General features: G+C 71.3%; 13 protein-coding genes. 11 read left to right on the forward strand and 2 right to left on the reverse strand.

From position 1 onward, the window contains the following. Nucleotides 1-9: 9 nt before the first annotated feature. The 10 genes from WS92_RS19395 (at nt 10) to WS92_RS19440 (ending at nt 9,982) form a co-directional block, all read left to right on the forward strand. Nucleotides 10-1,242: a CpaE/TadZ family protein gene (locus tag WS92_RS19395; RefSeq protein ID WP_059934254.1), complete on the forward strand. Its 1,233-nt coding sequence runs from the start codon at nt 10-12 to the stop codon at nt 1,240-1,242. Continuing rightward, on the forward strand, nt 1,242-2,879 hold the full coding sequence (locus tag WS92_RS19400; RefSeq protein ID WP_059934410.1) for a TadA family conjugal transfer-associated ATPase: 1,638 nt from the start codon (nt 1,242-1,244) through the stop codon (nt 2,877-2,879). Before WS92_RS19395 ends, WS92_RS19400 begins: the two co-directional genes overlap by 1 nt. Continuing rightward, nucleotides 2,876-3,862 (forward strand): type II secretion system F family protein, encoded by a 987-nt coding sequence (locus WS92_RS19405; protein ID WP_059934255.1) that lies wholly within the window; start codon nt 2,876-2,878, stop codon nt 3,860-3,862. Before WS92_RS19400 ends, WS92_RS19405 begins: the two co-directional genes overlap by 4 nt. Next, nucleotides 3,859-4,803: a type II secretion system F family protein gene (locus tag WS92_RS19410; protein WP_006026649.1), complete on the forward strand. Its 945-nt coding sequence runs from the start codon at nt 3,859-3,861 to the stop codon at nt 4,801-4,803. The genes WS92_RS19405 and WS92_RS19410 overlap by 4 nt, the downstream gene beginning before the upstream one ends. After that, the gene (locus tag WS92_RS19415; protein WP_059934257.1) at nt 4,800-5,843 is read left to right on the forward strand and encodes a tetratricopeptide repeat protein; all 1,044 of its coding nucleotides are present in this window, start codon (nt 4,800-4,802) and stop codon (nt 5,841-5,843) included. Before WS92_RS19410 ends, WS92_RS19415 begins: the two co-directional genes overlap by 4 nt. Then, nucleotides 5,840-6,268: a TadE/TadG family type IV pilus assembly protein gene (locus WS92_RS19420; RefSeq protein WP_009917531.1), complete on the forward strand. Its 429-nt coding sequence runs from the start codon at nt 5,840-5,842 to the stop codon at nt 6,266-6,268. The genes WS92_RS19415 and WS92_RS19420 overlap by 4 nt, the downstream gene beginning before the upstream one ends. Then, nucleotides 6,261-7,292 (forward strand): TadG family pilus assembly protein, encoded by a 1,032-nt coding sequence (locus tag WS92_RS19425; RefSeq protein ID WP_059934259.1) that lies wholly within the window; start codon nt 6,261-6,263, stop codon nt 7,290-7,292. Before WS92_RS19420 ends, WS92_RS19425 begins: the two co-directional genes overlap by 8 nt. Nucleotides 7,293-7,535: 243 nt before the next feature. Continuing rightward, nucleotides 7,536-8,351, forward strand: coding sequence for an ABC transporter substrate-binding protein (locus WS92_RS19430; protein WP_059934261.1), 816 nt, complete (start codon nt 7,536-7,538; stop codon nt 8,349-8,351). Nucleotides 8,352-8,510: 159 nt separating this feature from the next. Beyond that, nucleotides 8,511-9,236, forward strand: a complete 726-nt coding sequence (locus WS92_RS19435; RefSeq protein WP_059934263.1) for an amino acid ABC transporter permease — start codon at nt 8,511-8,513, stop codon at nt 9,234-9,236. Nucleotides 9,237-9,238: 2 nt separating this feature from the next. After that, nucleotides 9,239-9,982 carry an amino acid ABC transporter permease gene (locus tag WS92_RS19440; RefSeq protein WP_015600097.1) on the forward strand — a complete coding sequence of 248 codons (744 nt, stop codon included), beginning with the start codon at nt 9,239-9,241 and terminating at the stop codon, nt 9,980-9,982. A gap of 10 nt (nt 9,983-9,992) precedes the next feature. On the opposite strand, the gene WS92_RS19445 is transcribed toward WS92_RS19440, so the two are convergent. Further along, complete coding sequence (locus tag WS92_RS19445) at nt 9,993-11,378, reverse strand: M23 family metallopeptidase (protein WP_059934265.1); 1,386 nt, start codon at nt 11,376-11,378, stop codon at nt 9,993-9,995. A gap of 320 nt (nt 11,379-11,698) precedes the next feature. Beyond that, a complete protein-coding gene (locus WS92_RS19450; RefSeq protein ID WP_006026657.1) occupies nt 11,699-12,370 on the reverse strand; it encodes a TetR family transcriptional regulator in 672 nt (223 codons plus the stop codon). 143 nt (nt 12,371-12,513) lie between these two features. Between WS92_RS19450 and WS92_RS19455 the strand changes: the two genes are divergently transcribed. Next, nucleotides 12,514-13,713: a MexX/AxyX family multidrug efflux RND transporter periplasmic adaptor subunit gene (locus WS92_RS19455; protein WP_059934267.1), complete on the forward strand. Its 1,200-nt coding sequence runs from the start codon at nt 12,514-12,516 to the stop codon at nt 13,711-13,713. The last annotated feature ends 12 nt before the right edge of the window (nt 13,714-13,725 follow it).

The following is a 13,725-nucleotide window of genomic DNA, read 5'->3' on the forward strand; positions in this document are numbered from 1 at the left end:
GGAGGCGAGATGGGAGCACTCGATCTGATGGGCGGCGCGCGGCGCGCGAAGGACCTGCGCGAGGCGGCGGGCGGCGCGCGCCTGATCGCGATCGTCGCCGACACGGCGAGCGACGAAGCGATCCGCAACCTGATCGTCGATCAGGCGATGACGGGCGCGCACGTCGCGCGCGGCGCGATCGACGACGCGATCGCGCTGATGCGCGATCTGCCGCACGGGCCGCAGCATCTGCTCGTCGACGTGTCGGGCGCGGCGATGCCGCTGTCCGATCTCGCGCGGCTCGCCGACGTCTGCGATCCGTCGGTGAACGTGATCGTGATCGGCGAGCAGAACGACGTCGGCCTGTTCCGCAACATGCTGCGCATCGGCGTGCGCGACTATCTCGTCAAGCCGCTGACCGTCGAGCTCGTGCACCGCGCGCTGTCCGCAGCCGATCCGGGCGCGGCCGCGCGCACCGGCAAGGCGATCGGCTTCGTCGGCGCGCGCGGCGGCGTCGGCGTGACGAGCATCGCGGTCGCGCTCGCGCGCCATCTCGCGGACCGCATCCGCCGCCGCGTCGCGTATGTCGATTTCGATTGCCACGGCGGCGCGGCGTGCTCGATGCTCGGCGTCGTGAGCAATCAGGGGCTCGTCGAGCTGCTGCAGAATCCGCAGCGGCTCGACGCGCAGTTGATCAAGCACGCGATGGTCGCGCAGAGCGACCGGCTCTCGGTGCTGTCGGCCGAGCTGCCGTACGACAGCGAGGCGCCGTTGCGCGCGGGCGCGGTGGCGGGGCTCGTCGGCGCGCTCCGGCATCAGTTCCATTACGTGCTGCTCGATCTGCCCGAGCGCGCGGGCCGGCTCGCCGACGAAGCGCTCGCCGCGTGCGCGAGCGTCTACATCGTCGCCGACCGCTCCGTGCATGCGGCGCGCGAGGTGGCGCGGCTGCTGCATCATGCGGAGACGCTCGACGGCGACGCGCACGTGTCGCTGATCCTCAACAACGCGCAGCAGCCGGTGCGCGGCCGCGTCGAGCCGGCCGACTTCGCGCGCGCGGTCGGGCGTGCGTCGGCGCTCGAGCTGCCGTACGAGCCGCTCACGCTCGCCGTCGCCGAGAATCTCGGCGCGGCGCTCGACGCGCCGCGCGGCGGCTTCGCGGCCGGCATCGCCGCGCTCGCGCAAGGGCTGACGGGCGCCGACGCGGCGAGCGCGCCGCGCCGGCCGTGGTACGCGCGGCTTGCCGGCGCGCGGGGCGCGCGATGATGTTCGGCCGCCGCCCGTCGTCTTCGTTCGCGCCCGGCGCCGACGTCGGCGTGCGCGAGATCGCGAACGACGCCGCGTTGCCGGGCGCGACGCCCGCCGTCGGGCACGCGTCGGCGCCCGATGCGCCCGATGCGCCCGATGCGCCCGATGCGCCCGATGCGCCCGATGCGCCCGATGCGCCCGATGCGGGCGGCGCGTCGCGCGCGAATCCGCCCGCGGGCGCCCGGCGGGAAAGCGGCGCACCCGACGGCCATCCGCGCGCGCCGCGCGCCGCTCGGGACGATCGCGATGCTCGGGACAATCGCGACGATCGCGACGATCGCGACGATCGAAACGACCCGGACGGCTCCGGCCACGCGCAAGACCACCACGAGGCGCTGATCCGCTCGGAGACGTTCAGGACGATCCGCGCGGTCGTGTTCTCGTCGATGAACATGTCGGCCGCGCTGATGATGTCGCGCGCCGAGGTGCGCGAAGGCATCGAGCAGACGGCCGCCGACATGATCGCGCGCGAGCGCCTGACGGTGACGCTCGCCGAGCAGGCGCTCATCGTCGACGAGATCCTCAACGACATGTTCGGCGTCGGCCCGATCGAGCCGCTCCTCGCGGACGAGCGTGTGACCGACATCCTCGTCAACGGCCCCGACCAGGTGTACGTCGAGCGCGCGGGCAAGCTCGAGCTCACGCCGCTGAAGTTCCGCGACAACGCGCACGTGATCAACGTCGCGCAGCGGATCGCGGCGGCGGTCGGGCGGCGCGTCGACGAGAGCAGCCCGATGGTCGACGCGCGGCTCGCGGACGGCAGCCGCGTGAACGTCGTGCTGCCGCCGATCGCGATCCGCGGCGCGTCGATCTCGATCCGCAAGTTCGCGAAGCGCAACATCACGCTCGCGCGGATGGCGCAGCAGGGCAACCTGTCGCAGGCGATGGTCGAGGTGCTGAAGATCGCGAGCGCGTGCCGGCTGAACATCGTGATCTCGGGCGGCACGGGCTCCGGCAAGACGACGCTGCTGAACGCGCTGTCGCACTTCATCGATTCGCACGAGCGCGTCGTGACGATCGAGGACGCGGCCGAGCTGCAACTGCAGCAGCCGCACGTGGTGAGCCTCGAGACCCGTCCGGAGAACAGCGAGGGGCTGGGCGGCGTGTCGCAGCGCGATCTCGTGCGCAACGCGCTGCGCATGCGCCCCGACCGGATCATCCTCGGCGAGACGCGCGGCCCGGAGGCGTTCGACGTGCTGCAGGCGATGAACACCGGGCACGACGGCTCGATGACGACGATCCACGCGAACACGCCGCGCGATGCGATCACGCGCCTCGAGAGCATGGTGATGATGGCCAACGGCAACCTGCCGCTCGTGTCGATCCGCCGGCAGATCGCGAGCGCGGTGCACATGATCCTGCAGATCGAGCGGATGCGCGACGGCGTGCGGCGCGTCACGCGCGTGACCGAGATCGCGGGCATGGAGGGCGACGTCGTGATCACGCAGGATCTGTTCGCGTTCCGCTACGACGCGAGCGCGTTCCAGGAGCAGGTGCACGGGATGTTCGAATCGTCTTCGCTGCGGCCGGCGTTCGCGCAGCGCGCCGCGTATTACGGCCTCGAGGGCGCGCTGCTCGGCGCGTTGCAGCCGTGAGCGCCGCGGACGTCGTTGCCGTCGGCGCGTTCTTCGCGATCGTCGTCGCGGGCTTCGTCGTGCGCGCGCTGCACGATCTCGCGCGTCGGCGGCCCGCCGCGCGCGTGCGGGCGCGCGTCGGCGCGCTGCGCGCCGCGGGGCGCAGCGCGCCGCCCGCGCCCGCGTCGCGCGTCGGCCAGCAATTGTTCACCCGCCCGCACGGCGAAGGCGAAGACGGCGCGCTGCGCGCATGGTTGCGCGCGCGCAGCGAGCGCGTGCGCACGGCGGCGGGCGCGGGCGGCGCGCGCGCGATCGCGTTCGCCTCCGCGCTCGCGGCGCTCGCGGGCTTCGTCGGCGCGTCGTTCGCGGGCGTCGCGCCGTGGCTGCGGATCGCGCTCGCGGCGGCGCTCGCGGCCGGCGCGGCGCGCGCCGTCTACCGGATTCTGATCGCGCGCTTCAAGCAACGCTTTCTCGGCGTGTTCCCGGACGCGCTCGATCTGATCATCCGCGCGGTGCGCGCGGGCATCCCCGTCGCACAGGCGATCGGCACCGCGGGCCGCGAAAGCGAGGAGCCCGTGCGCGCGACGTTTCGCGCGATGGGCGATGCGCTGCGCGTCGGCGCGGACCTGAAGGACGTGCTCGAGCAGCAGGCCGAGCGCCTGCAGCTCGCCGATTTCTCGTTCTTCGGCGTGTGCCTCGTGTTGCAGCGCGAGACGGGCGGCAATCTGACGGAGACGCTCGAGAACCTCTCGGGCATCATCCGCACGCGTCGCGACATCCGGATGAAGACGCGCGCGCTGACGGCGGAAGGGCGCATCGCGAGCAAGATCATCGCGGCCGTGCCGTTCGCGATCGCCGCGTTCCTGTTCGTCGTGAACCGGCCGTACATCGACCTGCTGTTCCGCACGCGCGCGGGGCACAAGATGCTGATCCTCGCCGCGGTGCTGCTCACGATCGGCCTCGCGATGATTCGCAAGATCGCCAACCTGGACACGTCGCGATGAACCCGGCCGCGCTGTCGATCGCCATCATGCTCGTGCTCGCCGCTGTCGTGGCGCTTGCGTGGCTGCTCGCGCGCGACGTCGCGGCGCGCCGGCGCGTCGCGCAGCGTGCGCGCGCGAGCGCCGCGCGCGCAGCGGCCGTCTACGCGCCCGTGGACGACGGCGCGCGCAGCGTGCCGCGGCGCGTCGCGCAGCGGGTGGCGTCGCTCGGCGAGCGGGTGCCCGTCGTCGACGCGACGCAGCGGATGAAGCTCGCCGCGCGGCTCGCGAGCGCGGGCTTTCGCGAGTGCCACGCGGTGTCGGTGATGGTGGGGCTCAAGCTCGTCGTCGGCGCGTGCGCGGGGCTCGCCGCGCTCGTCGTCGGCGCGCACGTGCCGCGCGCCGGCGATTATGTCGTGCTGCGCGTGCTGATGATGGCGGGCGCGTTCGTGATCGGCATGATGCTGCCCGAGCACGCGCTCGGCTTCGCGGTCGCGCGCCGCCAGAAGACGATCGCCGCGTACCTGCCCGACGCGCTCGATCTGCTCGTCATCTGCACGAACGCGGGCAACAGCCTCTCGGTCGCGATCCGGCGCGTCGCGTCCGAGCTGAAGACGATCTGCCCGCCGCTCGCCGACGAATTCTCCGTCTGCGCGAACGAACTGCAGATCGGCGGCGAGCCCGCGTTCGCGCTCAACGCGATGGCCGCGCGCATCGGCCTGCCGTCGATGCGCGCGCTCGTGACGACGCTCGTCCAGTCGCAGCAGTACGGCACGCCGATCACGCAGTCGCTGCGGATGCTGTCGCGCACGGAGCGCGCGATGCAGATGATCGCGCTCGAGGAAAAGGCGGCGAAGCTCGCGCCGAAGATGACGCTGCCGATGATGCTGTTCGTGATGCCGACCGTCGCGTTGATCGCGGCGGGGCCGGCGGTGATTCGACTGATAGCGGTGTTCCACAAATGAACGAGCCACATTTCGACGACGCATGCGATCGCGCATGCACGGCGCGGCGCATCGGCCGCGAGGGGCATGCAGGGCGGGCAGGGCGGGCAGGGCGCGTGGGGCGCCTGCGCCGCGCGATGCCGGCCGCGCGGGTGTTCTGCCCGTTGTTCTCCTTGCTGTTCTCCCTGTCGTTCGCCGCGCTGCTCGCGGGCTGCGCGAGCCACGGCGCGTTTCAGCCGCGGCCAGTGCTGTCGCAGCGCGGCACGGTCGGCGACAGCGATCTGACCGTCGCCGAGAGCGCGCTCGCGGCCGGCAACGCGGAGCTCGCGGCGACGCTCTTCGAGCGCGCGCTGAAGGCCGACCCGCGGTCGCTGCCCGCGCAGGTCGGGCTCGGCGATGCGATGTACCAGACGGGCGAACTTGCGCGCGCGGGTGTCTTGTATGCGCAGGCGGCGACCGCCGCGCCGGACGATCCGCGCGCGCAGTTGGGCCTCGCGCGCGTCGCGCTGCGCGAGCGGCATCTCGACGACGCGCTCGCGCGTTACGCGAAGCTGAACGCCGCGCATCCGGAGAACATCGCGGCGGCGGCCGGCCTTGGCACGGTGCTGGATCTGCTCGGGCGGCACGACGACGCGCAGCGCGTGTATCGCGCGGCGCTCGCGCGCCATCCGGACGCGCACGCGCTCACGACCGATCTCGGCCTGTCGCTCGTGCTCGCGAATCGCGCGCGCGAGGGCGCGAACGTGCTGCTCGACGTCGCGGGGCTGCCGAACGCGCCGGCGCAGGCGCGCGAGGACCTTGCGCTCGCATACGGGATGCTCGGCAACGACGATGCCGCGAAGCGCATCCTCATTCACGATCTGCCGGCGGCGTCGGCGGAGGACAACATGCGTTTCTACCGGAACGTGCGCGAGCGAAGGGCGGCGGGGGCGGGCAGTCCGGGCGGCGCGCCGAATGTGACGAGTGCGACAGGCGAGGCGAACGCGGCGCATGCAGCGGCGGCAGCGGGCGCGACCGCCGACGCCGGCCCCGCGCCCGTGCGCGCGGAGATCGTCAAATGAAACGCGTCTCCCGGCTGGTGCGCGACGAGCGCGGCGTGGTGTCGCTCGAATTCGTGCTCGTGTTTCCGTTCATGATGCTCGTGCTGTTCGGCATCGTCGACACGAGCCTGCTGCTCTGCGACAAGGCGGTGATCACCAACGCGAGCCGCGAGGCCGCGCGCGCGGGCGTCGTCGTGCGCGTGCCGCAACTGGCCGCGACCGACATCGCGAACGTCGCGCTGTCATACGCGCAGGGCAGCCTCGTGAGCGGCGGCACGGTCGGCGCGCCCGTCGTCAACGTCGACCAGTCGGCCGGCACGTCGCCCGGCAGCCCGTTGAAAGTGACCGTCAGTTACACGTATCAGGGCCTCGTGCTCGGCTCCGCGCTGAGCGCGCTGACGGGCCCGATCACGCTGACGGCCGTGACGGTGATGAACTATGAATGAGCGTCGCGCCGCCGCCGCGCGCCGCCGTGAGCGCGGCTCCGTCGTGCTGTGGTTCCTGCTGTTCCTGCCGGTGCTGCTGCTCTTCGGCGCGTTCGCGATCGACTTGCCGCACGTCGCCACCGCGCGCAACGAACTGCAGAACGCGGCGGATGCGGCCGCGCTCGCCGGCGCCGCGTCGCTCGAGTCGAGCCCGGGCGCGCCCGTGTGGGCGGCGGCCGCGAGCGCGGCAAGCGCCGCGCTGTCGCTGAACGCGGCCGACGGCGCGACGCTGTCGAGCGGCACGGTGCAGACGGGCTACTGGAACGTGACGGGCGCGCCCGCCGGCCTCGAGCCGACGACGCTCGTGCCCGGCGCATACGACGTGCCGGCCGTGCAGGCAACCGTCACGCGCGCGACGAACCGCAACGGCGGGCCGCTTGCGCTGCTGATGGGCGGCTTCCTCGGCCTCGTCGGCACGCCCGCGGCGGCGACGGCGGTCGCGGTTGCCGCCGCGCCGTCGACGCTCGGCGCGGGCGGGCTCTTTCCGATGGTCATCGATCAATGCGTGCTCGACCAGTACTGGGACGCGCAGGCGGGCGCGCCGCGCGTCGATCCGGCGACGGGCGCGCCGTACGAGTTCCAGGTCGGCAACGGCCAGACTTACGGCGGCACATGCTATGCCGGCCAGTGGACGACGTTTCTCGTCAACGCGAACGACGTGCCGACCGTGCGCGGACTGATCGCGAACGGCAACCCGACGCCGCTCTCGATCGGCGACAGCATCTGGATCGAGCCCGGCATGAAGACTGCGATCTACTACGACGTGCCGGTCGGCGTGACGGTCGTCGTGCCGGTCGCCACGCAGATCAGCAGCAAGACCTATGTGCCGGTCGTCGCGTTCGCCGCGCTTCATATCGACGCGTCCAACGGCGCGAACATCAAGGCGATCACCGGCCACTTCGTCGGCGGCTACCGGATTCCCGCGAGCGCGGGCGGCGTCGGGCCCGCGTACGGCGCGTACGTCGCACCGCGTCTCGCGTATTGAGCGCAGACGCACGCCTGCGGCCACGTGCATGATCGCGGCGCGCGCCGACGCGAACGCGCCGCGCCGCATCGCACGCCGCCCGCGCACGCGATAGCATGAAAACTGCTGAGTTCAGCAGCATTTCTTGGTTCGAAAACGGTGCATGCACTGATACGGTGACGAATTCGCGGCGCATCGCGCGCCGCGTCGCTCATCAGCCGGACGCGCCGCGCCGGCGTCACCTAGAACAAGAGAAACGCACCAATGAAACTCAAGCCATTCGCTACCTGGCTCATCGGTCTGTCGCTCGTCGCCGCGCATGCGGCCGCGCACGCGGACCGCCTCGACGACATCAAGAAGTCCGGCGTGCTGCGCGTCGCGACGTTCGACAGCAATCCGCCATTCGGCTTCGTCGATCCGAAGACGAACCGGATCGTCGGCCTCGACGTCGACTATGCGCAGGCGCTCGCCGACAGGCTCGGCGTCAGGCTGAAGCTGCAGCCCACCAATCCCGCGAACCGCATTCCGTTCCTGACCTCGGGCAAGGTCGATCTCGTGCTGGCGAACTTCACGATCACCGACGAGCGCGCGAAGCAGATCGACTTCAGCATTCCGTATTTCGCGTCCGGCCAGCAGTTCCTCGCGAAGAAGGGCGTGCTGAAATCGGCCGACCAACTGAACGGCCTGCGCGTCGGCGCCGACAAGGGCACGACGAACGAAGTCACGCTGCGCGAGAAATTCCCGAAGGCGACGATCGTCGCGTACGACGACACGCCGTTCGCGTTCGCCGCGCTGCGCGCGGGCAACGTGCAGGCGATCACGCAGGACGGCCCGAAGCTGATCGGCCTGCTCGCGAACGTGCCGGACAAGCAGAACTACGAAGTGCCGGCGTTTTCGATCTCGAATGATTACATGGGCGTCGGCGTGCCGAAGGGCGAGACGCGGCTCGTCGCGTTCGTCAACGATACGCTGACGAATCTCGAAGCGAACGGCCGCGCGGGCCGGATCTACGATGCATGGTTCGGGCCGAACACGAAGACGCCGCTCGCGCGGATCTTCCGGATCGGCGACAAGCGCTGAACGCAGCGCCGAGCCCGCTGAACCCGCGCGGGCCGCCTGCACGCCGCATGCGGCCCGCATTCGCGCGTGATGCGAGCGCGTGCGCGATCGAGGCGCGCGACACGCAATCACGCGACACGCAACCTGCGGCCGCCCGCCCCGGCGGCCCGAAGCAACGAGATGGACGCCTGGCTCGCTCCCAAATATCTGATGTGGTTATGGCAGGGTTTCCTGCTGACGCTCGGCCTGTCGTTCGCGGCGGCCGTCGCGGCGACGCTCGCGGGCTTCGCGCTCGCGATCGCGCGGCATGCGAAGCGCGCATGGCCGAGGCGCGCGGCGGCCGCGTACGTCGTCGCGTTTCGCAACACGCCGCTCGTCGTGCAATTGCTGTTCTGGTATTTCGGCGTCGCGTCGCTGCTGCCCGAGCCCGTGATGGCGTGGCTCAACGCGCGCCATGCGGCCGCCCTGGGCGGCGTCGAGCTGCATTGGCCGTCGTTCGAGTTCGTCGCGGGCTGGGTCGGCCTGAGCTGCTACACGAGCGCGTTCGTCGCCGAGGAGTTCCAGGCGGGGCTGCGCGGCGTGCCGGCCGCGCAGCATCACGCGGCGAGCGCGCTCGGCCTGTCGCCGCTGCAGACGTTCCGGTTCGTCGTGCTGCCGCAGGCGGTGCGGATCGCGCTGCCGCTGCTCTTCGGCCAATACATGAATCTGATCAAGAACTCGTCGCTGACGATGGCGATCGGCGTCGCCGAGCTGTCGTACGCGTCGCGCCAGGTCGAGACCGAGACGTTCCGGACCTTCGCCGCGTTCGGCGTGTCGACCGTGCTGTACATCGCGGCGGTCGCGGCCGTCGAAGCGTTCGCACAATGGGCGGTGCGGCGCCGCGATCGCACGTTCGCGGGGCGCTGACGATGGATCTGTCGATACTCGCGCACAACCTGCCATACCTGCTCGTCGGCGCGTTTCCCGACGGCCCGCTCGGCGGCGCCGCGCTGTCGCTCGTGCTCGCGCTCGCGTCGGCGCTCGCATCGGCCGTGCTGGGCGTCGCGCTCGGCGTCGCGCTCACGCTCGCGACGGGCGCGCTGCGCGGCGCGCTCGTTGTCGTGATCGGCTTTTTCCGCGCGATTCCGGTGCTGATGCTGATTTTCTGGACCTACTTCCTGCTGCCCGTGCTGCTGCACGCGGACGTGCCGGGGCTCGCGGCCGTCGTGTGCGCGCTGTCGCTCGTCGGCGGCGCGTATCTCGCGCATTCGGTGCACGCGGGCATCCGGGCGGCGGGCGACGGGCAGTGGCAGGCCGGGCTGTCGCTCGGGCTCACGCGCTGGCAGACGGTGCGCCACGTGCTGCTGCCGCAGGCGGTGAAGATCATGACGCCGTCGTTCGTCAACCAGTGGGTGTCGCTCGTGAAGGATACGTCGCTCGCGTACATCGTCGGCGTGCCGGAGCTGTCGTTCGTCGCGACGCAGGTCAACAATCGGCTGATGGTGTATCCCGCGCAGATCTTCCTGTTCGTCGGCGTGATCTACCTGATTCTCTGCACCGCGCTCGACGTCGCGGCGACGTGGCTGCTCGCGGGCCGTCGGCGTGGCTCGCCGCGCGGCGACGAGGCGTCGCGCGCAACTGCCGCGCAGCCGGCGTCGGGCGGGCCGCGATAGCGTCGCGGCGTCACGACGACGCGTAATGCGTGTTGAAGATCGCGCGCAGCGTCGACGTATCGGTCGCGAACTCGGCCCACAGCGGCGCGTCGACCTGCGCGAAGCCGAGCGGCCGCGCGCCGCCCGATGCGAGCCGGAAGCGCGCCTCGCTCGCGACGCGCCTGAACGCGTCGAGCTGCATCGCCGACAGCGTGTTCTGCGCGTTGGCGAGCGCGACGAGCGGATCGACCGGCCGATCGTCGACGCGCACCTCGAAATGCAGATGCGGGCCCGTCGCCGCGCCCGTCGCGCCGACCGAGCCGATCCGCTGGCCCTGCGCGACCGTCATCCCGACGTCGAGCCCCGGCGCGAACGCCGACAGATGCGCGTAGTAAGTCGACGTGCGGTCCGGATGGTCGATGACGACATACTTGCCGTAGCCGAGCGCATCGTAGCCGACGAACGACACGACGCCCGCCGCCGCCGCATCGACGCGCGTGCCGGCCGGCGCGGCGAGATCGACGCCCGTGTGCATTTGCAGGATGTGCGACAGCGGGTGCACGCGCTCGCCGAAGTACGAGCTGATGCGCGTGCTGACGACGGGCATCGTGAGCGCGGGCGCGTCGAGCGGTGCGCCGTCGAACGCGTAGTACGCGCCGCCCGCCGCGCCCGGCGGCTTGAACCAGACCGCGCCGAACCGGCGGCCCGCGACGCGCAGCTCGAGCGCGGTCACGCGCGGCTTGCCCGATGCGGCGTCGAACGCGATCCGGTAGCGGTCGCCCTGTTGCGCGTTCGCGTGCGACTGCACGCGGTCGGCGATCAGGTCGCCGATCTGGATGCGTACTTCGGGCGGGATGTCGATCCGGTTCAGCGTGTCGGCGAGCGTGTCGTCGATCGGCCCGGCGCGCACGCCGCTGTCCGTGAGCGCGAGCACGGAATCGGCGAGCGAGAACGCGCGGCCGTCGTAGCCGAGCAGTTGGTTGCGGTGCGCGGCGAGCGACGCGAAGAGTCCGGGGCTCGCGCCGGGCCGCGCGAGCCCCGGCTGCGCCGGGCCGGGCTGCGTGACGTCCGCCTGCGCGTCGCCGAGCGTTCGCAGCGGCGCGGCAGGCGGGTTCTGCTCGGCGATCAGGCGCTCGAGCTCGCCCGTGACGAAGCGCTGCGCGCTCGGAAACGGCGCGTCGGCGAACACGCGCTGCGGCGTGCGCGCGGCGTTCGCGCTCGACGCATCGGGCGACTTCGACACGGCCGGCAGCGCCGCGAGGCCGCAGGCGATCAGCGCGCCGAGCGCGCCCGCCGCGGGCAGCTTGCGCCTGAACGAACGAGGAGGGGCCGAGCGAGCCGCCGATCCGGCGACGGACGCGGGATCGGCGAAAGAGACGGAAGAAACGGAAACGGATTGCGCGATTGGCTTGGCCAAGAGTGTCCACATCCTTGAAAAGGGCGGTTCGAACGAAAAGGGTGTGGGCGGCGACTGCGTTGGAACCCGCGTCGGGGCGGGCCGGCAGCGCCTGGGCGTCAACGCGGCGGGGCGCGCTCGCGAACGGAACGCGCCCCGCTGCGCGCCGCCCGGCCCAACGACGCGGACGATGTCCGCTCCGAACGGCGATTCGGTTTCCGAGGGTTCAAACCCAGATGAAGCATCGACGCCATCCAGGATGACCGCGCGGCGCGCGCAAATGTTCCGGGCAATTTGACGATTTTATGTAGGGGCGGATACGCAAAGCCTGCGATGCGCGCTCAGCGCGCGTTTGCGCGCGACAAAGCGCGCGGCGCGCAATCTTCGGCCATCCGTAGAGCGGGCGACGCGCGCAGCGCATCGACGCCCGCGTCGAGCATCGCTTCGGCATCGCGCCAGCGATCGCCGCGCAGCCGCGTCGTCCAGATCATCGAGCCGAAGATGCCTTCGAGCAGCGACAGCAGAAAGACGCCCGCCAGATGCACGTCGAGCGACGCGTCGAGTTCGCCCGCGGCGACCGCGCGGCGCAGCAGCGCCTTCGCGATGCGCAGCGTCTGCAATTCGTAGAGCGTGCGCCGGCGCATCAGCGGCGCGTTTTCTTCGCTCTGCTCACATTTCATGTAGAGGATCTCGAGCACGCGCTGCATCGAGCCGGGCTCGCCGCATTGGTGCAGATAGTGCGACGCGGCGAGCCGCAGCGTCGCGAGCGTGGGCCGCTCGTCGGACAGATCGAAGCCCTCGGCCGCGCGCGAGAACGCGCGATCGCACACCGCGACGCACACCTCGATCTTGCCGTTGAAGTGCCCGTAGACCGCGCCGCGCGACATGCCGGCCGCCTCCGCGATGTCCGCCATCGCGGTCTGGCCGACGCCCTTTTCCAGCAGCACGAGCTCGGCGGCGTCGAGGATCCGGTTCTTCGTGTTCAGCGATTCTTCGCGCGTCTTGCGGGCCATGTGGGTGTTGCTCCCTTTCGAATGTTTGTCGCTTTCTTACGACAATATGTCGGGCGACACTATTTAATCAATCGTGACTGATTATAATCGATCGCCCCGACCGGCCCCGAATTCGTCCCGGTCGAGCGACTTGCGAGGAAAAAATGAAATACGAATGGGCACGCGTGCGCCGCTTGTCGGCGGCGCTCGCGGTCGCGGCGTTCGTCGCGGCCGGCTGCGGCAAGCACGAAAGCGAGCACGACGCCGCCGCGCCGCGCGAGGCGAGCGTCGTCACGGTGAAGAAGACATCGGTGCCGCTGTCGGTTGAATTGCCGGGCCGGCTCGATGCCTACCGGCAGGCCGAGGTGCGCGCGCGGGTCGCGGGCATCGTGACCGCGCGCACCTACGAGGAAGGGCAGGAAGTCAGGCGCGGCGCGGTGCTGTTCAGGATCGATCCCGCGCCGTTCAAGGCGGCGCGCGATGCGGCCGCGGGCGCGCTCGAGAAGGCGCAGGCCGCGTATCTCGCGGCGCTCGACAAGCGCCACCGCTACGACGAACTCGTGCGCGACCGCGCGGTCAGCGAGCGCGACCACACCGAGGCGCTCGCCGACGAGCGGCAGGCGAAGGCGGCCGCCGCGTCGGCGCGCGCGGAGCTCGCGCGCGCGCAACTGCAGCTCGACTACGCAACCGTCACGTCGCCGATCGACGGCCGCGCGCGCCGCGCGCTCGTGACGGAAGGCGCGCTCGTCGGCCAGGATCAGGCGACGCCGCTCACGACCGTCGAGCAGCTCGATCCGATCTACGTGAACTTCTCGCAGCCCGCCGCCGAGGTGGAATCGCTGCGGCGCGCGGTGAAGAGCGGGCGCGCGGCGGGCATCGCGCAGCAGGATATCGAGGTGACGCTCGTGCGTCCGGACGGCAGCACATACGCGCGCAAGGGCAAGCTGCTGTTCGCGGATCTCGCGGTCGATCCGTCGACCGACACGGTCGCGATGCGCGCGCTCTTTCCGAATCCGGAGCGCGAGCTGCTGCCGGGCGCGTACGTGCGGATCGCGCTCGATCGCGCGATCGCGCGCGACGCGATCCTCGTGCCGCGCGACGCGCTCCTGCGCACGGCCGACAGCGCGACCGTCAAGGTTGTCGGCCAGAACGGCAAGATACGCGACGTGACGGTCGAGGCTGCGCAGATGAAAGGCCGCGACTGGATCGTCACGCGCGGGCTCGCGGGCGGCGAGCGTGTCGTCGTCGACGACGCCGCGCAATTCGAAGCGGGCGCGACCGTGAAGGCGGTCGAGCGCGGCGGCGCCGCGCAACCGGCCTCCGGTTCCGCCGTGGCCGCCGCGCCCGACAAGCGCCAAACCTGACAAGCACAATTC

This window comes from Burkholderia sp. MSMB1588 (assembly GCF_001546925.1).
Lineage (GTDB): Bacteria > Pseudomonadota > Gammaproteobacteria > Burkholderiales > Burkholderiaceae > Burkholderia > Burkholderia humptydooensis.

Bases quoted from the DNA above. Each gene is read 5' to 3' on its own strand.
- WS92_RS19450 (WP_006026657.1), bottom strand. From the start codon at position 12,370: ATGGCCCGCAAGACGCGCGAAGAATCGCTGAACACGAAGAACCGGATC.
- WS92_RS19430 (WP_059934261.1), top strand. From the start codon at position 7,536: ATGAAACTCAAGCCATTCGCTACCTGGCTCATCGGTCTGTCGCTCGTC.
- WS92_RS19440 (WP_015600097.1), top strand. From the start codon at position 9,239: ATGGATCTGTCGATACTCGCGCACAACCTGCCATACCTGCTCGTCGGC.
- WS92_RS19410 (WP_006026649.1), top strand. From the start codon at position 3,859: ATGAACCCGGCCGCGCTGTCGATCGCCATCATGCTCGTGCTCGCCGCT.
- WS92_RS19425 (WP_059934259.1), top strand. From the start codon at position 6,261: ATGAATGAGCGTCGCGCCGCCGCCGCGCGCCGCCGTGAGCGCGGCTCC.
- WS92_RS19455 (WP_059934267.1), top strand. From the start codon at position 12,514: ATGAAATACGAATGGGCACGCGTGCGCCGCTTGTCGGCGGCGCTCGCG.
- WS92_RS19400 (WP_059934410.1), top strand. From the start codon at position 1,242: ATGTTCGGCCGCCGCCCGTCGTCTTCGTTCGCGCCCGGCGCCGACGTC.
- WS92_RS19395 (WP_059934254.1), top strand. From the start codon at position 10: ATGGGAGCACTCGATCTGATGGGCGGCGCGCGGCGCGCGAAGGACCTG.
- WS92_RS19435 (WP_059934263.1), top strand. From the start codon at position 8,511: ATGGACGCCTGGCTCGCTCCCAAATATCTGATGTGGTTATGGCAGGGT.
- WS92_RS19420 (WP_009917531.1), top strand. From the start codon at position 5,840: ATGAAACGCGTCTCCCGGCTGGTGCGCGACGAGCGCGGCGTGGTGTCG.
- WS92_RS19415 (WP_059934257.1), top strand. From the start codon at position 4,800: ATGAACGAGCCACATTTCGACGACGCATGCGATCGCGCATGCACGGCG.